Origin of the sequence: Rouxiella sp. S1S-2, from assembly GCF_009208105.1 — a bacterium.
Classification (GTDB): Bacteria; Pseudomonadota; Gammaproteobacteria; order Enterobacterales; family Enterobacteriaceae; genus Rouxiella.
This window is the reverse complement of the sequence record NZ_WFKL01000001.1, coordinates 3,705,585-3,730,283: the sequence shown is the minus strand read 5'-3', so window position 1 is coordinate 3,730,283 and position 24,699 is coordinate 3,705,585. Positions and strand designations below refer to the sequence as shown.

At 50.3% G+C, this 24,699-nt stretch carries 16 protein-coding genes and 2 pseudogenes; 12 read left to right on the top strand and 6 right to left on the bottom strand.

What is annotated here, in order from left to right; genetic code table 11:
* Nucleotides 1-33 precede the first annotated feature (33 nt).
* A complete protein-coding gene (locus GA565_RS17115; RefSeq protein ID WP_152199584.1) occupies nt 34-1,008 on the bottom strand; it encodes a GTP-binding protein in 975 nt (324 codons plus the stop codon).
* A gap of 302 nt (nt 1,009-1,310) precedes the next feature.
* Here GA565_RS17115 and GA565_RS17110 point away from each other — a divergent pair, with 302 nt between their 5' ends.
* Complete coding sequence (locus GA565_RS17110; RefSeq protein ID WP_152199583.1) at nt 1,311-2,039, top strand: GntR family transcriptional regulator; 729 nt, start codon at nt 1,311-1,313, stop codon at nt 2,037-2,039.
* 34 nt (nt 2,040-2,073) lie between these two features.
* On the opposite strand, the gene GA565_RS17105 is transcribed toward GA565_RS17110, so the two are convergent.
* Together GA565_RS17105 and yeiP are read right to left on the bottom strand one after the other, a co-directional pair.
* Nucleotides 2,074-3,543, bottom strand: coding sequence for a mannitol dehydrogenase family protein (locus GA565_RS17105; protein WP_152199581.1), 1,470 nt, complete (start codon nt 3,541-3,543; stop codon nt 2,074-2,076).
* 265 nt (nt 3,544-3,808) lie between these two features.
* Entirely contained in the window at nt 3,809-4,378 is a 570-nt protein-coding gene (yeiP, locus tag GA565_RS17100; RefSeq protein WP_055783764.1) for an elongation factor P-like protein YeiP, read from the bottom strand.
* Between the two features lie 209 nt (nt 4,379-4,587).
* Between yeiP and GA565_RS17095 the strand changes: the two genes are divergently transcribed.
* The 5 genes from GA565_RS17095 to GA565_RS17075 all read left to right on the top strand — a co-directional run bounded on the left by GA565_RS17095 (nt 4,588) and on the right by GA565_RS17075 (nt 9,777).
* Nucleotides 4,588-4,842 carry a YkgJ family cysteine cluster protein gene (locus tag GA565_RS17095; RefSeq protein WP_152199579.1) on the top strand — a complete coding sequence of 85 codons (255 nt, stop codon included), beginning with the start codon at nt 4,588-4,590 and terminating at the stop codon, nt 4,840-4,842.
* A 261-nt stretch (nt 4,843-5,103) separates the two neighbouring features.
* A complete protein-coding gene (locus tag GA565_RS17090) occupies nt 5,104-6,627 on the top strand; it encodes a sodium:solute symporter family protein (RefSeq protein WP_152199578.1) in 1,524 nt (507 codons plus the stop codon).
* An 18-nt stretch (nt 6,628-6,645) separates the two neighbouring features.
* Complete coding sequence (locus tag GA565_RS17085; RefSeq protein WP_152199576.1) at nt 6,646-7,422, top strand: 6-phosphogluconolactonase; 777 nt, start codon at nt 6,646-6,648, stop codon at nt 7,420-7,422.
* A complete protein-coding gene (locus GA565_RS17080) occupies nt 7,415-8,572 on the top strand; it encodes an N-acetylglucosamine-6-phosphate deacetylase (protein WP_152199574.1) in 1,158 nt (385 codons plus the stop codon). Before GA565_RS17085 ends, GA565_RS17080 begins: the two co-directional genes overlap by 8 nt.
* Nucleotides 8,573-8,625: 53 nt before the next feature.
* A complete protein-coding gene (locus GA565_RS17075) occupies nt 8,626-9,777 on the top strand; it encodes an ROK family protein (protein ID WP_226950989.1) in 1,152 nt (383 codons plus the stop codon).
* A gap of 64 nt (nt 9,778-9,841) precedes the next feature.
* Here GA565_RS17075 and GA565_RS17070 read toward each other — a convergent pair whose 3' ends face one another.
* On the bottom strand, nt 9,842-11,068 hold the full coding sequence (locus GA565_RS17070) for a sugar efflux transporter (RefSeq protein WP_152199572.1): 1,227 nt from the start codon (nt 11,066-11,068) through the stop codon (nt 9,842-9,844).
* A gap of 447 nt (nt 11,069-11,515) precedes the next feature.
* Between GA565_RS17070 and fruB the strand changes: the two genes are divergently transcribed.
* From fruB to GA565_RS24830, 6 genes and pseudogenes are all read left to right on the top strand, one after another.
* Entirely contained in the window at nt 11,516-12,646 is a 1,131-nt protein-coding gene (gene fruB, locus GA565_RS17065; RefSeq protein WP_152199570.1) for a fused PTS fructose transporter subunit IIA/HPr protein, read from the top strand.
* Entirely contained in the window at nt 12,643-13,581 is a 939-nt protein-coding gene (gene fruK, locus GA565_RS17060; RefSeq protein WP_055783287.1) for a 1-phosphofructokinase, read from the top strand. Before fruB ends, fruK begins: the two co-directional genes overlap by 4 nt.
* Nucleotides 13,582-13,597: 16 nt before the next feature.
* Nucleotides 13,598-15,301, top strand: a complete 1,704-nt coding sequence (gene fruA, locus GA565_RS17055) for a PTS fructose transporter subunit IIBC (RefSeq protein WP_152199569.1) — start codon at nt 13,598-13,600, stop codon at nt 15,299-15,301.
* A 420-nt stretch (nt 15,302-15,721) separates the two neighbouring features.
* Nucleotides 15,722-22,195: a hypothetical protein gene (locus GA565_RS17050; protein WP_152199567.1), complete on the top strand. Its 6,474-nt coding sequence runs from the start codon at nt 15,722-15,724 to the stop codon at nt 22,193-22,195.
* A 201-nt stretch (nt 22,196-22,396) separates the two neighbouring features.
* Entirely contained in the window at nt 22,397-22,921 is a 525-nt protein-coding gene (locus GA565_RS17045; protein WP_152199566.1) for an ATP-binding protein, read from the top strand.
* A gap of 21 nt (nt 22,922-22,942) precedes the next feature.
* Nucleotides 22,943-23,101, top strand: a pseudogene (locus GA565_RS24830) (VapC toxin family PIN domain ribonuclease); the annotation flags it as partial.
* Between the two features lie 91 nt (nt 23,102-23,192).
* On the opposite strand, the pseudogene GA565_RS17035 reads toward GA565_RS24830, so the two are convergent.
* Nucleotides 23,193-23,499: pseudogene (locus GA565_RS17035) on the bottom strand (DUF1471 domain-containing protein).
* A 325-nt stretch (nt 23,500-23,824) separates the two neighbouring features.
* A complete protein-coding gene (gene nfo / locus GA565_RS17030; protein WP_152199565.1) occupies nt 23,825-24,691 on the bottom strand; it encodes a deoxyribonuclease IV in 867 nt (288 codons plus the stop codon).
* Nucleotides 24,692-24,699 lie beyond the last annotated feature (8 nt).

Here is a 24,699-nt window from a genome sequence, read left to right as displayed (position 1 = left end):
TTAGACGTCGTTACGGCCGATACAGTAAGCCTGCTAAGTTAAACGAATCTTCAACAAAATTGATTGCAGCACATTCCAGTCGGTTTTATCGCGGGATATTATTTCAATTCTGCTGTCTAACGGCGCCCCTGGTAATGTCTCAATGTTCAAATCTTGGCCTTGGCGATTAACCTGTAAAGTTCCCTCTTTTATACGCACCACGGCTTTGACCCTTTCTGCCGGTGCCTGTCGCGCCCAGTCGAGGAACCCTGCCGTATCAAAAAGAGTGTCACCATCAAAAATCCAGCCGCAGCTGGCGTAACCACCGGCCTCATTGAGCGCGCGCCGCCAACGTTGATGCCCCGGAAGGCTTAACGCGGCCAGTCCCTGCTTTGACTGATGGGGGTGATGATGCTGACCGTCAGGCAGTTCTCGCTGGTTGCGGCGCGGTTCGTCGAGCAAGTCAGGGTTTATATTCCCCTGAGAAACGCGTTCGACTCTCAGCGCCGGATCCTGAGTGCCAACCCAGCTCGCCAAGGCCAGATTATCGCTATCAACATAGGCATCGATTTTATTGGCAACAACGATGTCGGCAGCGGCCAGCTGGTCGCGGAAGTTTTCATTGGTCACTACGCGAGGATCGGCGAGCTGACGCGCATCGAGCAGGCAAAGCGTAGCATTCAGCGTCAACCAGGACTGATAAACGTCGGAGGTAAGCAGCGAGAGGATCTGTTTAGGATGGCCCAAACCGGTGGGTTCAATAAGCAGCCTATCTGGTTTAGCCTGCTTGAGCAGCATATTCAGGCCTATCTGCATCGGTAAACCGTTAACACAGCACATGCAGCCACCGGGGATCTCTTTGAGCACTGCGCCGCTGTCGGCCAGCAGTGCGCCGTCGATGCCGATTTCACCGAATTCATTGACCAGCACCGCCCATTTTTCATTTTGCGGCTTGTTGGCAAGCAGATGACGAACGGTGGTGGTTTTTCCACTGCCGAGAAAACCGGTGATCAAATTTGTTTTAGTCATGATGTCATCCTTAAGCTCATTCACATGTTTTTTAAGCCGTTATGCACGGTATGCGGATGATTTATCGTAATATTGGTCGCCATAAGATGCTCCCCCATAAAAAGAAAATCTAGCGAATTGCAGCTAAATCTACCTGGAAAGCTCTTTTTTCTACACGCATTGCGGATAACGCAATGACTAATTCTGCCTTCGTTGCCGAGGCATTACTCGCTGAGTCAACCCGCAGCATCGTGACATAAATACAACGCTAACCTACTGCGTGGTATACTGTTTCTCACTATTGCTCATAGAGAGAGGACACCATGCGGCTTTATCAGGAAATTGGTAATCAGTTGCGTGAGGCCATTGCTTCTGGACAGCATCAGCCCGGTGACCGTCTTCCTCCCGAACGTGATATTGCCGAGCGTTTTTCGGTCAGCCGCAGCGTAGTGCGTGAGGCGCTAATTATGCTTGAGCTTGAGAAGGTTGTGGAAGTGCGCAAAGGCTCCGGCGTTTATGTGCTTGAATCTTCTACCGAGCTCCCCGCCTTTGGTGATAGCGGTTACGGCCCGTTCGAGCTGTTACAGGCACGACAGTTGCTGGAAAGTGAAGTGGCGGCGTTTGCCGCCGTGCAGGCCACCAAGGCTGATATTCTCAAAATGCGCGACGCTATTGAGCTTGAAAAAAGCTTTGTAGCGCGGGGAATTATTGATGAAAGTGCCGATGAACTGTTTCATACGCTGCTGGCGCAGGCCTCACAAAATAGCGTTCTGGCCAATATGGTTTACGAACTGTGGCAGGTGCGAAAGCACAGCCCAATGTGGCAGCGGTTGCATCAGCACGTGGGTGACCAAAATTACAGTGAGCTGTGGCTGAACGATCATCAGCAAATCTTGCAGGCTATTTTGCGTCGTGAGCCAAAAGCCGCCAAGCAGGCGATGTGGCAGCATCTTGAAAACGTGAAAAGCAAACTACTTGAGATTTCAGATGCGGAAGATCCGGCGTTTGACGGCTATCTGTTTCGTTCAGTGCCCGCCAGTCTGAATGACTAACGGGCGATAATCAGCCAACGCCAGGTAAAAACCTTTATTTGACCAGATTCGCTACGGTTGCTTTCGCCCCGATACTTTGCAGACTTGAATAAGCACGCAGAATGGCGTCAACCGCCGATTGATTGGCGGGCAATGCGTCACCAAACACGCTCTTAAGTCCCAGAAGTGCCAGCACTCGCGCTTCACCATCCGCATTTGACTCAACGATTTCTCGCAGCTTGGCCGCCATCGGATCTTTTATTTCGATGGCCTGGCCCGCGTCGTCAACACCGCCAACGTAGCGCATCCAACCGGCAACGCCCAGTGCCAGACAAGAAAAATCACCACCGTGTTGCAGGTGCCAGCGCAAGGAGTCGAGCATCCGCTGTGGCAACTTTTGCGTACCGTCCATCGCAATTTGCCAGGTACGGTGTTTGAGCGACGGATTGCTGTAGCGCTCAATCAGGCTGTCGGCGTAGGTTGTCAGGTTAATGCCGGAAACGCTCAGCGTTGGCGCCTGCTCTTCCAGCATCAGGCGATATGCCGCGCGGCGATAGTTGTCATCCTCCATGCAGACATTAATAAACTGATAACCGGCCAGATAGCCGAGATAGGCCAGAAACGAGTGGCTGCCGTTTAGCATGCGCAATTTCATTTGTTCAAACGGCAGTACGTCATCGACCAGCTGTGCGCCAACGGTTTCCCAGGCAGGACGGCCCGCCACGAAATTGTCTTCAATAACCCATTGAATGAAAGGCTCGCAGGCTATCCCACACGGGTCGTCAATGCCGCCCAATGCGTTGCTGATTTCAACCTCATACTCTTCAGTGAGGGCTGGAACAATGCGGTCAACCATCGTGCTTGGGAAGGTGACTGACTCGTGGATCCAGGCGGCTAATGTCGGATCTTTTGCCTGCGCCAGGCCGAGGATGGCGTTTTTGACCACGTGACCGTTTTCGGGGATGTTATCGCAGGAAAGAATGCTGAAACCGGGCAGTCCACGCTGATGGCGCAGGCGCAGAGCTTCAACGAGGAGGCCTGGGGCGGTTGCCGGTGACACTCCGTCGTTGAGATCTTTCACAATATCGGGGTGCTGTAAATCGAGTTTGCCGCTAACCGGCTCGATGCAGTAGCCTTTTTCGGTGATAGTCAGTGAAACTATGGCCACCTGCGGCTCTGCCAGTTTCTCAACAATAGCCTCGATGCCCTCAATTCTTCCGTGCATCGACTCATGGACTGCGCCAACGATAATGGCCTGATTTCCGGCCGCGCCTTTCTCCAGCACGCTAAACAGGTGGTCTTGCTCACGCAGCGCCCGTATTAAATTATCGCGACCAAACAGCGAAATCTCGCAAATACCCCAATCGCCCCCCTGTTTATTCAGCACACGATCGGTCATCAGCGCCTGATGTGCCCGATGAAAGGCACCAAAACCAATGTGCACGATGCGCGTTTTGAGCGCCTGACGGTCGTATTGAGGTAGTTGAACTTCAGCGGGCAAAGCGCCAGTGGAAATCTTGTTCATTTTGACTCCATCACATTCAAGCAAGAATAAATTGGTCAGGCCAAAAGCACTCAGAGAACGATTTAATGGATTATTAACGTTGATATGAGCCGTTTAGTCATGGGCTCAGTGTAAAGTGATATGACAGCAATGAAAATTGGTAAGTCCAAATATTAGGCCGCATTTGTGAGGCGGATCAAAACTCTGTCAGGTGCAATAAAATGGCAGGCAAAAAAAAGAGCGCCGTAGCGCCCTTTATGACAACAGGTGAGGGCATTGCCCGGCCTTATGCACGACCCATATAGCGATGTTCGGCAATATGAATCTGAATTTTGTCACCGGCACTCAGATATTCTGGCACCTGAATGACCAGACCCGTGGTCATGGTGGCGGGCTTGTTGCGAGCACTGGCCGAGGCACCTTTAATACCCGGTGCGGTTTCAACGATTTCCAGATCAACCGTCTGCGGCATCTCAAGCGCCAGCAGCTGCGTGTCGAGCAGCAGTACTTGCATACCCGCCAGGCCACCTTCAGGAATGAACAGCAGCTCTTCTTCAATCTGAGATTTGTTGAAGGTATAAGGAGTGAAATCTTCGTCATCCATAAAGATGTACTCGTCGCCGTCAACGTACGAGAAGTTCACTCGGCGGCGGGTCAGCGTAACGGTATCGATGATATCGTCACCTTTGAAACGCTCTTCAACCTTCATACCCGTGCGCACGTCCGAGAAGCGCATTTTGTACAAGGTACTTGCGCCACGTGCGCTAGGACTTTGAACATCGATATCTTTTACCAGCAGCAATTTACCGTCGTAATTTACAACGAAGCCGCGTTTAATTTCATTAGCACGTGCCATAAAAATAACCTGTTTGCAAAAAGTTTGGATAATGGGCGACACGTTACTCGCGCCGCCGATTTCAGGCAAGCAGATAGCGCAAAAAGAGTGATGAAAAGAGTGCCGAAAGGCGTTATTGGCGATTTAACTGGTGAGCATTTCACCGTACTGCTATTGTCTGGCGATAACAGAGTTTACATGTCAATTCGCAGCCCAGAGGGGAGCTACCGATGGACTGTCGATCAGACTGCGGCGCGTGCTGTATCGCGCCCTCAATTTCCAGCCCGATCCCGGGCATGCCAAACGGTAAGCCCGCCAACACGCGGTGCGTTCAACTTGCAGATAACTTCCAGTGCAAGATTTTCACTTCACCGCTGCGACCGAAAGTTTGTGCCAGCCTGCAGGCGAGTCGAGAGATGTGTTTTACACACCGAGAGGATGCGCTTACCTATCTTATTAAGCTTGAGGAAGAGACCGCACCTTAGCGCAAATCACGCGGAGTACACTTTCTCTGAACCCAAGCCGACTTGACGCGAACATTTCCTTGATGATTTTTTGACCTACCTCTAATTCATAAGAAAGTCATATCTCACTCTGCGAAACACAGTAGGGATATGTGATTTATATCACATTTTAACCCTCTTTCAACGTGTTAGGTTTAATTAGTCCTTAATTAGGATTAATTATGCAACCGGCATGTTTTCCCGCCGGACTTCGACAATGCAGCTTTGCCTCCGGAGTTAACGATGAACGGGATAGACTATTTTGTCATGGCGCTTTATGCGCTGATGATTGTAATGACCACGCTGTGGGCGATGCGTAAAGTGGGCAACACAGGGGATTTCTTTGCCGCAGGGGGAAAAATGCCCTGGTGGTTGTCGGGTATTTCACATCATATGTCGGGTTACAGTGCGGCGGTGTTTGTCGCGTATGCCGCGGTGGCCTATAAGTACGGATTGACTATTTACTTCTGGTGGGCGTTTCCCATTTCTATCGCAGTTTTCATTGGCTCGGTTATCTTCGCACCGCGCTGGGCACGACTGCGAGTCCATATGAATATCGAATCACCGATGGAGTATCTTGCAACGCGTTATAACGTACCTACCCAGCAGATTCTGGCATGGAGCGGCGTATTCCTAAAAACTTTTGATGTAGGCGCAAAATGGGCCGCCATCTCAATAATCATCAATGTGTTCACCGGGCTTGACCCTCTGTTAGGCATTGGCATCTCGGGCATTCTCTGCCTCTTTTATACCGTACTGGGCGGCCTGTGGGCTGATGCCTGTAATGATTTTGGTCAGTTTATCGTACAGTTTATTGCTGCAATTGTGATGGTGGTGGCAGTGGCATTTCATCTCGGCGGATTCAGCAATCTGCTGACCATTTGGGACAGATTGCCCGCAGGTCACACCGACATTGTTGCCGGACCTTATTCTATGGGCTTTATTCTGGCTTATTTCGTTATTTACACACTGAGTTACAACGGCGGCACATGGAATCTGGCCCAGCGTTTTATTGCCTCGCCACGCGGTAAGGATGCCCGTAAGGCGGCACTGCTTTCTTCAGTTCTTTATCTTGTCTGGCCGTTGATTTTGTTTTATCCGATGTGGGCCGCGCCGCTGCTATTCACGAATATTGCCGATCCCGCACAGTCTTATTCCATTATGGCGATGCAATTGTTACCCAACGGCCTGATTGGGCTGGTGCTGGTCGCGATGTTTACGCACACCTTATCCATGACCTCTTCGGACTCCAATGCGATAACTGCCGTGGTTACCCGTGATATTTTGCCGGTGCTGTTCCCGAAACAGTTTGGGCAGGGGCAATCGTCGTTGCTGGTTGCTCGCGTCGTAGTGGTGTTATTCATTCTGACAACCCTACTTATCGCTGTGAATGCCAACCGTTTTGGTGGCGTACTGACGCTACTGATCGTTTGGTTCGGTGGGCTGGTGGGACCCATTTCTATCCCGATGCTGCTTGGTCTGCTGCCGTGGTTTCGCAAATGCGGTTCGACGGCCGCCATTACCTCATGGGCGGCCGGGGTATCTGCGTTCTTCCTGGTGAAATTTGTCATCCCTGATATGAGCACCACTCAGGTGGTCGCAATCCCTGTCTTGCTGTCACTGGCTGTTTACACGATCGGCGGTTTACTGCGCCGCACCCCGGTCAGCATTGAAGTCGATACTTTGCTAAATGCGTTAAATCAGGATCAAGCAGAAAATCTGCCTGCGCCAAAAGTTAATCCCGATTATCAAACTGAATCACGATAAATTACAGTAGGTTATTATATGAACTCACCACATTATACGCGACGGGCCGAGCGCCTGAATGTTGAAGTTTTTGGAACTCGGCAGGAAATGGGGCAAGCCGCCGCCGCCGATGCCGCGCAACATTTGCGGCAACGGCTTGAGCAGCAAAAAAAGGTGCGGATTATTTTTGCCGCTGCACCGTCGCAAAACGAGTTTTTAGCGCATCTGGTACAGGCAAACGACATCGACTGGGGGCGGGTAGAAGCCTTTCATATGGATGAGTATGTCGGATTGTCCGCAAACTCTTCGGCCTTGTTTAGCCAGTATCTGACCGAGCATTTGTTCGATAAAGTCAGGCCGGGCGTCGTTCACAAGATCCCGCCCTCGGGTGATCTCCAGCAGCTGTGCGCGCAATACGCCAGCCTGCTGCAACAGGCCCCAGTAGACATGGTCTGCCTGGGGATAGGTGAGAATGGTCATTTGGCGTTTAACGATCCGCCGGTGGCGGATTTCAATGACGCTAAGCTGATGAAAGTGGTCGAGCTTGACGCGGTATGTCGCCAACAGCAGGTAAACGACGGGTGTTTTGCAACGTTTGATGCCGTTCCGACGCACGCACTGACGCTAACGATTCCAACCCTGATGGCCGCGGGGCGTCTGTTTTGCATGGTTCCCGGAAAAAATAAGCACCGGGCGATTGTGCAAACGCTGACCGCGCCGCAGTCGGTTGCCTGTCCTGCCACGGTGTTGCGCACGCATCCTTCCTGCACCCTTTATACCGATATCGAGGGTTTTGGGGAGCTGGGGAATGCGTGAGACAACGTTGCGTGGCAGGGATTATCGCAGTGAGCAGCCGATTGAAATCACCGCGCATGACGGTGTTATCAGCCATATACGCCCAATAGCCGAGGGGAAGAGCCTGCCATTCATTGCGCCGGGGCTGGTGGACTTGCAGGTCAATGGCTTCGGTGGCGTTGACTTCAATACGTATCCTTTCGCCGAAGAGTCGGTCGAGCAGGTGACGCGGGCTATGTGGCAGCAGGGCGTAACGACCTTTTTACCCACAGTTATTACCAATGACGGGCATGAAATTGAACAGATGGTGGCAACGCTGGCGCGGGCGTGCCAGCAGTTTCCGGCTGTTGAACAATCCGTTGCCGGTATTCATTTGGAAGGGCCTTTTTTATCGGCGCAGGAGGGTCCGCGAGGCGCACATGCGCTTGCCCACATTACAGCCCCTGATTGGGCGTTGTTTCAGCAGTGGCAGAAAGCCGCTCAGGGGCGTGTTCGTTTAATTACGCTGTCCCCGGAATGGCCGCAGGCGGATGATTTTATTCGCCAGTGCGTCGCCGATAACATCGTGGTATCCATTGGGCATACGGCCGCCAGCGCCGCGCAAATCGCTTCGGCCGTCAAGGCAGGCGCTCGAATGTCCACGCATCTTGGCAACGGTGCGCATCTGACATTGCCTCGCCATCCCAACTATATTTGGGAGCAGTTGGCGCAGGACGACCTCTGGTGCGCGATGATTGCCGATGGGGAACATTTACCACTGTCGGTACTGAAAGTTTTTATCCGTGCCAAAAATGGGCGCGCGATGCTGGTCAGTGATGTCACCAGCCACGCCGGTATGCCGCCGGGTTGTTATCACTCGCACATCGGCGGTGAGGTGGTATTAAGTGCCGAAGGCAGGCTGTCGATGGCAAATAATCCCGCGCTGCTGGCTGGATCGGTGCAGGGGTTATTGCACGGCGTCAATACACTGGTTAAAAACGCGATTGTTCCCTTGGCGGAGGCGATTGATATGGCTTCAATTCGTCCGGCATTAAGCCTGAATCTGCCCGTTCAACAGGGGCTTGCAGTCGGTGCGCCGTTGGATGCCATTATGTTACGGTCAGGGGAGGGGAATACGCTTCAACTGGTGGCAACCTACAAACAAGGGGCTGAAGTATGGCGCGGTGAATAGTTTGACCTGCAGATCCGGTGTCATGTAATAATGTAATGCTAAGGCAAAGAGCGATGGAAAGTCATGACATGAAAGACCCAGGCAAAGGACCCGCGCTGCTGCGCCAGTATAATGAAAAACGTGTACTGGCCTATCTTCGCCAGCAGAAAATCAGTTCTCGTCTGGATATTTCACGCGCGCTGGCGTTAAGCAAAAACACTATTTCCCTGATAGTTGATGACCTGCTTGCGCTGGGCTATGTGGAAGAGCAGGGCGTGGCCCAAACCAATAGCATCGGGCGACCTAAAATTCACGTGGCGCTGAAGCCCTCGGCGATTAAAGCCGCCGGTATCATGATTGAGCGTCACCGCCTGCACTGGATGGTTTGTGATTTTTTCTCGCAAATCATCGATGAAAAAACCCTTACGCTTGATACGTCCAATCCTCAGGCAGTGCTAAGCGAGATAACGCACCACTGTCAGCAGTTGCTTCTGGACTGGCCGGATCTGGTGGGTATTGGGGTGGGTTTCCCCGGTATTATTGACCAGCAGCAGGGTATTTTGCACATCTCCTCGCACCTTGGTTGGGGAGAGGTCAGTCTGCAGCCTTTACTAACCTGCGCAAGCTCGGTTCCGGTGAGCGTTTGGAACAATGTGAAGGCGGCGGCGCTTATTGCCCGCGAGGGCGAGATAGCCAGTGAGCATGCCGCCTGCTTTTATCTGCGTATCGGTGAGGGCATTGGTGGCGCACTGTTGACTGAACACGGTGTGTATTCCGGGGGCAGTTGGACGGCGGGCGAGGTGGGTCATTTATCAGTATTACCCGATGGGCCGCTGTGTTCATGCGGACAGCAGGGGTGTCTTGAATCGTTGATCGGCTTTTCGGCGATTAACCGGCAGTTGGAACAGCGCCAGCCGGGATTAAGCTGGGAGACTCGTCAGCAATCTACAGAGATTGTGGACGAGGTGATGGCGGCGTCTGGTCGCCTATTAGGGAAGGCGCTCAGCCAGATAGTGCATTTGGTTAATCCGAAGACCTTACTGATTGACTGCCCGTATAATATTCATCCTTTATTTGTCGAAAATACCCTGGCGGCGGTACGGCAATTTACGCTGACCTTTCCTTTTAGCCGCACGCAGATTACGTTTGTGGCCGAAAGGCTCAATCCTGCACAGGGTCTGGCACTGGCGATGCTACAGCGTTTCGAACAGGTCTCCCTCACTTGATCCCTTAGAGGCTACTCTTCTGCCTTTAAGGCCTGCATCGAACATAACCCCTTAACCGTAAACGTTAAGTAACCTGTTGCGTTTCAACCGCTTGAACGGGAGCGTGCAACGGTTCCTTAATGCGCCAAATACAGCCTACTGCAACCACCACCATCGCCAGCGCGGCGTAAAACACCGCGTAATAATTGGCAAATTGGGCGACTAATCCGGCAATTGAACCCGCCAATATCCAGCCGACGCGTGTTGAATTGGTAAACAGCGTGGTTGCCGCACCCGCCTGTCCCGGCATCAAATCCTGAAAATAAAGCATTCCGATGCCGGCTAAAACGCCGATAAACAGTGCGTTCAGTAATTGGATGGCAATCAGTGCTGCCGTGCCGGTGAAAAACAGTAGGCTGGCATAAAAAATTACTCCGCTAACCACGGCAAAACGCATCAGCAGGCGCTTGCCCAGCTGTTTTGCCAGATATCCGGCAATCAGCATGGTCGGGATCTCAAGGCAGGCCGCGCTGCCCATCAGCATACCCGCCAGCTTTGAGGGCAAGTGCAGTTCTTTCACCACGTACAGCGGCATGTTAATCAGATAAATACTGTTGGCCGCCCACATCAGTGAACAGGCGACAAACAGCATTAACGTATCGCGGCGGTTATTGCGCGGCGCTTGTAATGTGGCGGTGCCGGTTAATACCGCCTTCGGCATGGACGGTAGAAAAGAGCGCACCATGAGCCCGCACAGTAAAAACGCCACCGCAGCGGCGCAGTACATAAAGGTAAAGCCGAAACCTAGCGCTAGCGCAAAGGCCAGCGGCGGGCCGACAACCCAGGCCAACGATACCTGTGCGCGCAGTATTGAGCTGAACATCACCGCTTCACGACCCGTTTTGTCGGCGTGCTCGCGAGCAAGGGCAAACATCTGTGGGTTCGCGGTAGAACCAAAGCTTGAGAGCAGCACGCCTACCAGCAGTAACAGAAAATAGCTGCGATTAAAGGCAAACAGTACACAGCCCATCGCGCCGAGAATGCAGCAGAACAGAATCAGTGTTTTCCTGTCGCCTTTCTTATCAGACCAGGTGCCGAGAAACTGGCTTACGAAAATCCCCATTACTGCACTGCCGGTAAAAAACAGCCCAACCATAAACGGTGAAACCTTGACTTCGGTGCTTAGGAATAAGCTCAAGGTCGGTGTTTGTAGCGCACCGGCGATGCCGGTCAGAAACGCAATAATCAAAAAGGCGCTGGAGGTCATGTCGGGCAGACGAAGGCGACGCGCGGAAGTGCTAGACACTGTCATTTTAGGCTTGTACCAGAACAATAGGGAAACGTGAGGACAAATTTTGCGCGGATTTTACGCCTGTTTTAATTAATAAACATCCGTTTTGATCGTCAAAATCCTGCTGTTTCAATGCCGTTGAACTAAGAGCGCCATAAAGCGCACGGGATGCTAAAAGTACGGAAGAGACTACACTACGTACAGCAAGCTTCAGCCTGATGATGCTTGCCTGTCAGCTTAGCTTCAGCTTTTCCCTACAGGATTGCCTTCATGAAAGTTAAAAATGGGAAAATGTGCGTAGCATCATAAAAATGCAACGCCGAAACACGCAATGCTTGCAAAATAAGCGGCGCAGATTGAGACTGATTGAAACGTTTCAGCGTTGTTGTGTTATTAAATTTAACCCGACGACGCTCCTTTTTTCTCATTAAAGCTGAAACGATTCAAGTTCAGCAGGAGAGGAGAATTATGTTCCAGTTGTCACAGCAAGACATTCACCTGGGCGCAGCCGCAGGCACTAAAGAAGAAGCTATTCGTCAGGTGGCGGCTGCGCTTACTGCAGCAGGTCGCGTAGGCGAAGGTTATGTAGATGGAATGCTGGCCCGAGAGCTGCAAACCTCAACCTATTTGGGTAATGGCATTGCCATCCCACACGGCACAACTGATACGCGCGACTTGGTATTGAGCACCGGTGTTCAAGTATTCCAATTCCCGCAGGGCATTGCATGGGGTGACGACCAGAAGGCTTACATTGTTATCGGCATTGCTGCGCGCTCCGACGAGCATTTGTCACTTCTACGTCAACTGACACACGTGCTCAGCGATGAAAGCGTTGCTGAACAGCTGGCAAAAACGGATTCTGCGGAAGAACTTCGCAGTCTGCTGATGGGCGAAAAAACCGCCGCGGAATTCCGATTTGACCCCCAGCTGATTTCAGTGGACGTGGCGGCCGACAGCCTGATTACCCTGCAGGCCCTGAATGCCGGTCGTCTGCAGCAAATCGGCGCCGTTGATACTGCCTTCGTCAGCGATGTTGTCAGCCGTAAACCGATGAACCTCGGCCAGGGTATCTGGTTAAGCGACAGCGTTATTGGCAACCTGGGCAATGCTGCTGTCGTAAGCCGTGCTGCCAATGCTTTCGAAAGTGAAGGTCAAAAAGTGGCGCTGCTGCTGACCGTTGCCGTGAGTGATGACCAACCGCTGAACATGCTGAACTACCTCGGTGATTTGTTGAAGTCTGGCAAGGCCGATCGTTTACTCACCGCCGATCCGGTGGGCATTCTCGCTCTGCTGACCAGTGAAGTCGAAGAGCAAAGTGAAGTGCTGACGGCAGAATACGTCATTCGAAATGAGCACGGCCTTCACGCTCGTCCGGGTACAGCGCTGGTTAACTGCATCAAGCAGTTCAACAGCGATATTACCGTAACCAATCTCGACGGCAGCGGTAAACCTGCCAACGGCCGCAGCCTGATGAAAGTCGTGGCGCTGGGCGTTAAAAAAGGACATCGCCTGCGCTTTACCGCCAGCGGTGAAGACGCTGAATTAGCATTGAAATCTATCGGCGAAGCGGTTGCCGAAGGACTCGGGGAGGGCGCATGAGCCGTCGAGTAGCAACAATTACGTTAAATCCTGCTTACGATCTGGTGGGATTTTGCCCTGAAATCGAAAAGGGTGAAGTTAACCTGGTTCAAACGGCCGGGCTGCACGCTGCCGGTAAAGGGATCAATGTTGCCAAAGTACTTAAAGATTTGGGCATCGATGTCACCGTAGGCGGTTTTTTGGGTAAAGAGAATCAGGACGGCTTTCAGCACCTGTTCAGCAGTCTGGGCATTGCTAACCGTTTTCAGGTGGTAGAAGGCCGTACTCGCATCAACGTTAAACTGACCGAAAAAGACGGTGAAGTCAGCGATTTCAACTTCTCTGGATTTGAAGTCACCCCGCAGGACTGGGAGCGTTTTGTTAATGATTCCCTGAGCTGGCTGGGACAGTTCGACATGGTAGCCGTGTGCGGCAGTCTGCCTGCGGGCGTGGACCCACAGGCGTTTACCGACTGGATGACTCGTCTGCGCAGCCTGTGCCCGTGCATTATTTTCGACAGCAGCCGTGAAGCGTTGGTTGCCGGACTGAAAGCCGCGCCTTGGTTGGTAAAACCAAATCGCCGTGAACTGGAGATTTGGGCTGGACGCAAGTTTAACGATTTAAGTGACGTTGTTGAGGCTGCTCATGCCCTTCGTGACCAGGGGATCGCCCACGTGGTTATCTCTCTGGGGGCTGAGGGTGCGCTGTGGGTTAACGCCTCCGGTGCCTGGATTGCCAAGCCCCCGGCCTGTGAAGTTGTCAGCACCGTGGGTGCGGGTGATTCAATGGTGGGCGGACTGATTTATGGATTGCTGATGCGCGAATCAAGCGAGCACACGCTGCGCCTGGCAACTGCCGTAGCGGCACTGGCAGTGAGCCAAAGCAATGTTGGTGTCACCGATCGCCCACAGTTGGCGGCGATGATGGCACGTGTTGATCTGAAACCTTTTAATTGACAGCAGGAGAGACAGAATGAAAACGCTGCTGATAGTAGATAAGACGGTCGGACAGGCAAGTGCTCATCTGGCAAAAACGATGCTTGCTGCCGCCGCTGAAAAAGCCGGTCATCAGGTCGTCACGAGTGCCGCCGAGGCTGAGCTGGTATTAGCGATAGGTGATGCAGTGCCTGCGGATGCACAACTGTCGGGTAAAAATGTTTATCTGGGACAGGCGGCCGACGCCGTTCGCGAACCCGATGTTTTCATTGAGCGTGCGGTAGCCCAAGCCAAGCCTTATCAGGCACCGGTTCAGACCTCAGCAGCAGCTCCGGCAGCGGCGGGTCCAAAACGTATCGTCGCGGTTACTGCGTGCCCAACCGGCGTAGCACACACCTTTATGGCGGCAGAAGCCATTGAATCCGAAGCTAAAAAACGCGGCTGGTGGGTGAAGGTTGAAACGCGTGGCTCCGTAGGGGCGGGTAACGCCATTACTGCTGAAGAAGTAGCCGCCGCCGACCTGGTTATTGTCGCTGCCGATATTGAGGTGGATCTCGAGAAGTTTGCGGGTAAGCAGATGTACCGTACTTCTACCGGTCTGGCCTTGAAAAAGACCAAGCAGGAGCTCGATAAAGCACTGGTTGAAGCCGAACTGTACGAGCCTAAAAAGCAGGGGCAGAGCTCTTCAGGCAAGAAAAAGGAGACCGGCACCGGCCCTTATCGCCACCTGTTGACCGGCGTGTCTTACATGCTGCCAATGGTTGTGGCGGGGGGGTTATGTATCGCGCTGTCGTTTATTTTTGGTATCAAGGCCTTTGAAGTGAAAGGCACGATGGCTGCCGCGCTGATGCAGATTGGTGGCGCCTCAGCCTTTGCACTGATGGTTCCTGTACTGGCGGGCTTCATTGCCTTCTCTATCGCTGACCGCCCGGGTCTGACGCCTGGCTTAATCGGCGGTATGCTGGCGGTAAGCACCGGTGCAGGCTTCATTGGCGGTATCATTGCCGGTTTCCTGGCGGGTTACGTTGCCAAGTTTATCAGCACCAAACTGCGTTTACCGCAGAGTATGGAAGCGCTTAAGCCGATACTGATAATTCCGCTGATTGCCAGCTTGATAACGGGTTTGGTCATGATTTATGTGGTCGGTACGCCGGTTGCTAAAATCATGTTGGGCCTGACCGCCTGGCTGCAGTCTCTGGGCACGGCTAACGCGGTTCTGCTGGGCGCTATCCTTGGTGCGATGATGTGTACCGACATGGGCGGACCGGTTAACAAAGCGGCCTATGCGTTTGGTGTCGCGCTGTTGAGCTCTTCCGTTTACGCACCGATGGCCGCTATTATGGCCGCAGGTATGGTGCCGCCGCTGGCGATGGGTCTGGCAACGTTGCTGGCGCGTCACAAGTTCGAACAGGGTGAGCGAGAAGGGGGCAAAGCCGCGCTGGTTCTGGGACTGTGCTTTATCTCGGAAGGGGCGATCCCGTTCGCGGCCCGTGACCCGATGCGCGTTCTGCCGTGCTGTATAGCAGGGGGTGCCTTGACCGGTGCGTTATCAATGGCCTTTGGCGCAAAACTGATGGCTCCACACGGCGGGCTGTTTGTGCTGCTGATCCCAGGTGCCATTACGCCTGTGTTGCTGTATCTGGTGGCGATTATCGCCGGTACCGTGTTGGCCGGCGTGTCTTACGCGGTTCTTAAACGCTCTGATGCCGCGCTTGCTGCAAAAGTCGTTGCCAACAGCTAATCTGTCAAACGCTTGTAATCAGCACTGCTCTCGGGCAGTGCTTTTTTTTGCCTGTGTTTTTTTATTTACATGATCACGTCATTTATTTAGCCGTAAACATTTTCTTAATTATTAAGCTTTAATGAACGGAGGTTTTCTCCTTAACCATAATAATCGTCCTATCGCTCTCAGCTTCGTCAACGCTGCATGGGCGTAATAACGGTAAACCTTTTCAATACTTTTTATAAATACGCTATTTGTTGTATTTATTGATCTTTTTTTATAAAAAATTAAACAGGCTATACCAAAATAGCCTTGCGGAAGCTTTACGCTTATTTACGCAAAAAAACTATAGTTACTGCTGATTTCCATAAAATTCCGATAGTGAATTCTAATACCTTGGCCCTCTTATTCATAACCGAGTAGTAGAGCCGAATTTTTATGAAAACTATCACCCCCTTTCTTAACAGGGCAGAAACGGTGTTTGTCGATCCTAAACTTGGAGACACAAAGGGGTCTTTGCATGAAAAAATGACTGGCCGTCACCTCACACCGTCTGTGTATTATCCTCAAATTGTTACACTATTTAATAAGTTGGATAAGTCTGACGATTGGCACCATGATGAAGACGTTTGCCAGTTAGTTAAATTAGTCCTTGATGACGTGACGTTCCGCAACAAATTATCTGATACGACGGTATTTAAGGCGAAGTCTGACGAAACAAACTGCCGCCCGGCAGAGAGCAGTGATAAGCATCGCTTTTTGTCTACTCAACTGGATAAACCAGACCATCCTACCGGCCCGGAGCTGGACGAGTTTCTGCAAATCATCAAAAATGAAGTCGCCTCCCGTGCCGACGAGTGGGCTGACAGCATGTCAGAATACCTACGCGCTCAGCCCGTCGGAGCAGGGCAGACTAAAAAAGCCTCGCCACCCCCTGCGGATATTCTCCTTCCTGTACTAAAAGGTATCACCGAAAGGACCCTGTTACGTGTATTTGAAAATATACTGGGTGCTGAAATAAAAGGGGGGCTTGGGGCGATTAATGATATGCGCAAACTGCCTGAGATTTGTTGCCGGCCAGACACCTCTTTTGTGGATAAACTAATACGTATTCAAGGAGTTATTGATGACAGCACTCACAGGCTGAGTGGTCTACGTAAAGACCAGCAAGAGTGGGTTAATTCTCTTAAAGCTGCACTGAAGCACGTTCAGAAATTTGCCAGTAATTTTGAGAAGGAAAGCAGCTCCAGTGTCTCTTTAAGTTTGGGTCTGTTGGCTGATACCCTCGCGTCTGCACAGTCATTACTTCAGGCTGCGCCTTCTCTTGCTGGTACTAGCGATACACACATTCGCTCACTGACCTCTATTCATCAGTTGGTGACGCAGGCACAAAAATATTACGCATTACCGCCCAATGCTTCGTTTACTGACTTTTTGTCGCAGTTCGAAGGGATGAAACCGCTGACAGAAGCGTTTAATGCCATCTATGAAAAAATACAGACAGTCCTCGCGGTGCTGCCCGAAAATCCCAGTATTGAAAGAAAATTCGAGAGTATTTGTCAGGCCTTTGAGAATACTGCGCCGAAAAAAGTGGCTGAACTCAATAAACTCCTTGGCCAGGATGCGGCAGATACCATCAGGCGAAGTCTGTTACTGGTAAAACAGGCTGGGGCATACCCATCAGACAAAAACCTGATGGTGCAGCTGGACTGGTTTCAGAAACAGGTCCCCTCATTACAACAGTTGTTCTCTGGCGAGTCAGGTAGCACCCGTCAACACGCTCATTCATTAGCGCAGCTTGATACACTGCTCAATATGATCAACCCGGCTACCGGAACCTGGGATAAAGCGAAGGGGCTAGTCAGTCTAATTAACCCTTCCACTTTGCTGTCAGTGCTGGCCGGGACGGCATTACCGGCACTGGCTGGCATTTTCCCTGCTGGCCCACTGGCTCTGCTGACAGCACAGAAAACCCAGGAATTTTACAGCGGCGATGGGTTTAGTGCATCTTGGTCGAAGTCTCTCCGAAATTTTGCCGAATATATCAGCAAAGACATTGCGAAAAATCCTAAGGATTACAGCAGAATAATGCCAAGTGGCGAGGTTTATGCTCCTGCCGTTAACGCGGCTCTGGTGTGGTGGAACAGTTCACCCGCCCAGAGCTGGTCTGACAGCGTTGGCCAGCTGGTTAAAAGTGCCTCATCCACTCATCCTGCTGCTCAGCGAATTTATCAGGGTTATATGGAACTGAGTCTTGGCTGGAAACTGTACCAGGCTTCTAAAGAAAATGACCCACGTGAAGTGGTTAAACACCTTGAAGAAATCCGCGACGTGGCGAAGTCTTATATTATGGACAGCCGTCTGGGGGGCGTGGCTCCGCTTGTCGATTTATTGCCATTGTTACCGGCACTGAGTGCGGCGCGCAAAGAGATAGCACAAATCGGGCCAACAGATTCATGGGGCGGATGGGCAGAACAGCTGGTCGCGAAACTCGCGGACAGTGAAAATCCTACACTACAACAACTAAAAAGCCGGCTGACTGACCAGCTGGAAAGCTGGGCTGCAGAGAAATTATCCACCGCTATTAATGCCGTTCAAATCCTGCCAGGGGCTGACGCGGCTGCGTTGCCGGTAAAAAAAGGCGCAAACAGTGACATTCCTGTAAGTGACGTCACGGAGGCCGATTTCCAGTCTATGGGCGAAACTGAGGCAACGCGTCGGCCAACATCACTCACCTCTTTTAAATATAATGAAGAAAAACCCGCCTCCCAGGTAGTCGACCCCGAAGAAATCCTTGTGGCAGTGATAGACAATGATGGTTTCACTCTCAGCAAGGATGAGGTAGCACTTGCTGCAGGTGGTCTGACTCTGGCTATGGGGGCGGCTGTTGCCGGTGTTGCGGTATGTTATGGTGTTTACAAATACACATCCGCCTCAAAAGATAACTCCCCAGGCACGGCTGATGAGAGTATTCCTTTGGCTGAGCTTCCTGCGGCGAGGGAAGGCGTGGCCATGTCCTCCGGCGAGGATGTTCCTATCTCCTTTGCGCAGTCAGGCTCGTTTAAGAGTGTGCGTACGACGGCCTCTGCCTCTGACCCGCTTAGCGGAGACGTTATCAGAGAAAAGGTAACTTTCCTCAACGGGAAGCATGTAGACAAGGTCTACAGTAATACAACTGAGTCTGCCGTGGAGCCAGCAGAAAAGAGTCACGGGCGGAAACTGATCGCCGGGGTGTGCGTAGGCTTGGGCATGACAGCTCTGGCGGGTACCGCGGCATATAATTACTTTAACCGCGAAGCGGGAAAAGTGGACGATGAAGATAAGAACGATGTCCTCCAGTGCGGTGCAGGTCAACTGCAAACGCACAATGAACACGGCGCGTATTTTAAGCCGGGAGAACATATAAGTGAAAACCAGTTACAGCTTGCGCATGACTATAACAGGATAACCAGGCAATTAGAAACTGACCTGGAAAATCTCAGTGAAATTGCCACTCCCTCCCAAACGCCTGAGCAATGCAAAGTATCGTTGGAGTATCTGGCGTTTTTTATTGAAAGAATAGGCGTTGCGATAGAGCTGGAACTGGATACTTCGCGGTGGAACACCGAACTGCTGAATCAGAAGCAATCAGATGCTAAAGAGATAGAAACGACACTGGATACATCGCATACATCGCGTAAAGGGCGTCATCTCTTGGAATATGAGCCGCTTTCACTCCTATTGAAAAGAATACGTGATGAAAAAAAAAGAGTAATAGAAAGACAAGAAGAACAGAAAATTATTTCAGACCGTAATGAAGTATCAAAGAAAGTGAATGATCTCATCAACGTTCCGACACCTTCAAATACGATTGAAGAATGTGACAGTTCAATAATTCACCTTAATACACTTATAGCAGAATTAAGAAGAGCTGTGGCTATGAAGGTTGAGTTTCCTCAGTCGACATTTAACCTCCTGATGGAAAATCTAGGTAAGCAGGTCGATATTATGTACGACCGTGAAATTCTAATACGGGAAAGCTGGACTGAAGCTGAGGTTATTGACGCAGGGAATATTTGTCTGGCTAAATTTAAGGATGGCGTTGAAGCCCGGTTCGGGGATAAAATGGACGAGACTGCCTATGCGCTGAAATATGCTGACATATTACGAGACAGGCACCTTTCGATAAAAGAAGCCTTTCCTCGTCAAGGTTCAACAATTAACGTTGTTTTTGAGGCTTATTCCGGAAATCCCCGGACCCAGCCTTTAACCCTTCACGAACTCCTGCTTGGAAAGCAATATGCAAGGACGTCTCAGGGAGATGTTATGTGGACTGTTGATGAAAATTATCCCGGTACTAACAGAGTCTATGTATCAGAAGACGCCCAACAGGATATTTACCCTACAAGAGATATTTTACCGAATAAAGGGCTGTGGAAGGTCTTCGAAAATGAACTTCCTGCTTTAAGGCTCGACAGCAATCATAAAGACAAAATAAAGGACTATTTTTATTTTGGTGTTGAACGAATTAAAACTAAACTATTGTCTGAGCGCGGTGTGCCAGATGCAATTAAAAATATTATCCGCAATGGCATTGAGCCTATGGCGGTCAAATTTAATGGACTCGGGCTTAAGGATATAGGGGCCTGGCACGTCAATGACAAAGTGGTGATGTTTAATATGTTTGGCGAGTGGAAGTCATTTAATGATTCCGCTGCCGGAATCGAGAAAAAAGTGCAAGATTTTATTATAGGCGGCCTCACCAAGGAACTTCAGACTTCAGCAAAAGCAAATAAGTCTCGTTTTTTTGCTGAAGCATCTACAAAAATCGTCGCTCGTTCACTACCTACATCCCGCTCGCCATTAGAATTTATGGAGTCCGCAAATCGATTTAATGACTGGCATAGCACTCTTTTTGATCATATGAAAAAAAATCTTGATGATATGAGCCGTTCTCCAGGTGAAGTATTATGCGACGGTATTATTGATATGGCTAAATCGTATGTTACCTATGCATCAATAGTAATGCCAGGAGGGATCATCAAGAGCATCATTATAGATATTATGGCTAGCGTCCTGAAACTGGCACTGGAACATGGAAAATCCGATTATGAGGAATATAAAAAAGAGGCCTATAATGAATTCCTGAACGATATACTGTGTAGTGCAGGAATAGGTGGTCTTGCATTAGGTGTGAAATGGGCGAATAAATTAGCGAAGACGAAAGCAAGAGATGCACTGAGTATTCCATGGGAGAAAGAAAGAATTCGCGTAAGTGTGGATGATATTATTGGAACGCAGTCTAATAAGATAATATATACTAATACTGCCGCAGACAGGGCACTTTATAGGGATAGAGCGCAGGTATTTGAGTCAATTGCCACTCCGTTGGGGGGGGAGGTGCGTTTAACCGCCAGCAGAACCACGGGGGAAATTGTACGCAACCAGGTTATTGACATTTTTTATAAAAATCCCAATGCGAATGTCACGATTTTAAGTGGTACGCATGGTAACCCTAATGGAGTTCGCTCTCGTAATTTGAATGCTGAAATAGATTTTACAATAGAAGATCTGTCACTGGTACCTCGGGCAATACAAGAAAAAGTCACGGTACTTGATTTGGCTCATTCAACAGATGAACATCTAAGGACTATTATCAACCGAGCGAAACACGGAGATGTATTTGTCGGTGCTTTTTGTTTCAGCCGTAATGATAATTTTATACGAAGCGTATTGGACCTGGCTCCCAAAACATCACACGTTCCCGAGGGTAATTTCCTATCAGGCATACCAGCGATGCCTGGTTATTCGAGACCAGCATTTCGCCCTAATAATTTCCTAACAGAAAGGGCGCCAGGCGCCCCCCTGGTTACGCCTGACACTTTGCCTTCTCAAGTCACCGATGAACATTTAACTCTCGCAGGGAATGTTTCGCCGGAGACGGGCCAGCGGTATATTTTTCAGATTGGTGATACCGGGGGTGAAAAATGGCAACTCTTTGATGAATATGCAAGATCTTCAATGAGGAATCATGATATCCCACTTAACCATGTTTTTGGGGAGATGAGGGGTTTACGCCCGGAAAGTTTAGTACAGAAACCCAATATCAATACTCTGTCTGGTCTGACACTCAATGACAGGCTGGATATTCCTGTGCATGGTTCAATTACTGGGCCAGCAGATTCGGGGGTACGCAATTTAGCCTCTTATCAAAGCTTCAGTCCCGCGCAACTGGTTCAAAAGCTGCAGAGCTATGGTCTAAAAGAAGTGGGTATCCTACGAATTGACAGTTGTCATGTAGGGGCCGGCTTTTACCTTCCTGAGGTCAAAAGAATGTTGGATAGGGCGGGAATCAAGGTGGGATATTTGAGCGCACCTAATGGTTATTTGCAGGTAAGTCACTTGCCATTTCTTAAAATCAGACCTGTCTACCAGACTAAATTCTGGGACCCGTGGAATGTTGTTGAAGGTAATGTCAAGCTTGATTTTCCAGGAACAAAATACAGAAATTTCGACTATAAAGATCTGTCATCTCCTTCAGAGAGAAATGCCTATTTGACGACTAAAACGTTGGAGTCTGACGTGGGTCAGGGAGCAGTAGCTGCGGTTGGTTCAGACCTAACCTGGAAAATTATCCGTACCGCATTGTATAATTATCCGCCCTCTTTGGAAAATGAAACGCTTACTCTGAATGACATAGAGCGTGCATTGGCAAATGCGGTAGTAAAGCGCACCCAGCAAGCAAATGGGGTAGAAGAGCGCAACCGGCTAGCAAATGGGGTAGTGGATGTGCGCTTCATGGCTACTAAAATAGAGCATGCCCCAGGGGCAAAAATTTTTAATATGCTAAAAGAGATCAACCAGCAACACATTGTGGACATGCAGCAAGAAAATGTAGAACCGCAATCGATCGAGTCAGATACTCAAGGTTAGCTGGGTCATGTCGCGTTAGAGATTAATTGTTATGTGGGTGAGATAACGTTTTAACCTCATCCTCCTTCTAACAAGTCGTTGCCAACTGATTGACGTAGCCGAGTAAAATAATAAAAGCGTTGCTTAATAGCAGCGCTTTTTTTTTGCAGCAGTTAGGATAGGAACATCGCGATTTTTCACTCCTATCTACTGAGGTAAATAATGACTCACGCCCAGACGTCTCAGCACTTTTCGCTTTCTCAATCCTCTACATTACATCTGCTGTGCGGGAAAATTGCCTCAGGTAAATCAACGCTTTCTGCCACGCTTGGGGCGCAACCCGGCACTGTGATTATCAGTGAAGACAGCTGGCTTGCGCATTTATTTGCCGATGAAATGCACTCTGTGACCGATTACATTCGCTGCTCGGCAAAGCTGAGAAATGCGGTAAAGCCTCACGTCATTGCGCTGCTGAAAGCGGGGATATCCGTGGTGCTGGATTTCCCAGCCAATACCTTGGCGAATCGCCACTGGATGATGAGTCTGGTGAGTGAGTCAAATGCCGATCATCAGTTGCACTATCTCAAGGTGGAGGATGAGGTGTGTAAAGCCCGTCTGCGGGCGCGAAATGAGGCCGGTAACCACGATTTTTCAGCTACCGATGAGCAGTTCGACCTCATAACGCGCTATTTCGTTGAACCAACGGCGGAAGAGGGATTCACCCTCGTTGTGCACGACGCACATTGAGGCCCATTTTTACAACTCGCTGAAATCAAGTTTCAGCTTACCGCAGCTGGCACGCCTATCGGCCCAAATGATGCGGCTATTGCTGGCCATGCTAGTTCAGCGGGTGCCGTGCTGGTCAAGAATCTCAGAAAGTTTGCGCGTGTTCCGAGACTTAATCCCGTTGGCTGGCTTAAGCTGTGATGCTAATAATTCAGTAGCGATTAACCTAACAAAAACGCCGCAAACTTTTCAGGAGTACTGCGTTTTGTCTGATGATTACCGTGTCGATACATTAGCCAAAGGCCACTTTATGATTTGATATTATAAAAGGTCGCGGTAGCCGCCATCACATGCTGCCCATCGTTGCCCGGTTTATGCGATTCTACATTGGTAATATGGTACCCGACTGCACCTGCATCCAACGCTTTCTTAACAAATGCGCTATTTAACTCTTCAACAGACGTTGCCCAACTGACCGACGACACGCCTACAGGTTGCAGGGAGGCAATTTCACGATGTGATAATCCGCTGCGGATCAAAACAGGCTTAACGGCCTGAGGGGAGAATATGGATAAAACATCATTAACTAAGTTTTTCATGAAATTACACCTTATTATTCATCTTCTGAATCGGGTATTGAGCCGCACCGTCAATGAAAGAAAATGATTGCTCACCTAAATTATTGAACGGGCACAGCACTAATAAATACCTTTTCGTGTAACTATTTTTAGCTTTAATTGCTAATTACTTGTTAAAAAAAGTTCTGCCACACTTAACGTGATATTTAGGGATGATATTTTCAGTTGGTTACAGGTTGGGTGTTTTTGACATGAATACAGGGGAGGGAATGAACCACTTGTGGGCATAAAAAAGCCCGATCAATTTCGGGCTTTTTAACCAATAAAAGTTTATTTATGCGCGCTATCAGGCCGCAGCTTCATCGTCATTGGCTTTTTGCTGTGATTTCAACCAGGCAATTTCATCAATCCAGATATCCGGATTAACGGTTTCGAGGATCATCGGAATATTATCGAAACGCGGATCGGCCATGATATAGCTGAACGCCGTTTTCCCAATATTGCCTTCGCCCAGACTGTTATGGCGGTCAACGCGGCTGTTGAATTCGCTTTTGGCGTCATTCAGATGCATACCACGCAGGTACTTGAATCCGACGACGTCCGAGAAGTTTTTGAAGGTGTGTTCACAGGCTTCGCGGGTTCTCAGGTCGTAGCCTGCCGCGAAAGCGTGACAGGTGTCGATACACACGCCGACGCGGCTTTTGTCTTCTACGCCTTCAATGATTTTTGCCAGATGTTCAAAGCGGAAGCCAAGATTACTGCCCTGACCGGCGGTGTTTTCAATCACTGCAGTGACGCCGGCCGTTTTATCAAGCGCGATATTGATTGATTCTGCGATGGTGGCGAGACATTTGTCTTCGTCAATCTGCATCAGATGGCTGCCGGGGTGAAAGTTCAGCAGTGACAGGCCCAACTGTTCGCAGCGCTGAAGTTCGTCGATAAAGGCCTCGCGGGATTTTTCGAGCGCTTCTATAACCGGATGGCCCAGGTTAATCAGATAGCTGTCGTGCGGCAGGATTTGATGGCTGCCGTAGCCATATTTTTGACAGGCGGCCTTAAAGCGTTCAATAACATCTTCTGCCAGGGGAGCCGCGCGCCATTGTCTTTGGTTCTTGGTAAATAGCGCAAATGCAGTCGCTTCCAGCTCATGTGCTCGCAAGACTGCCTGATCGACTCCGCCTGCTGCACTGACGTGTGCCCCTACAAATTTCATGTTACCCC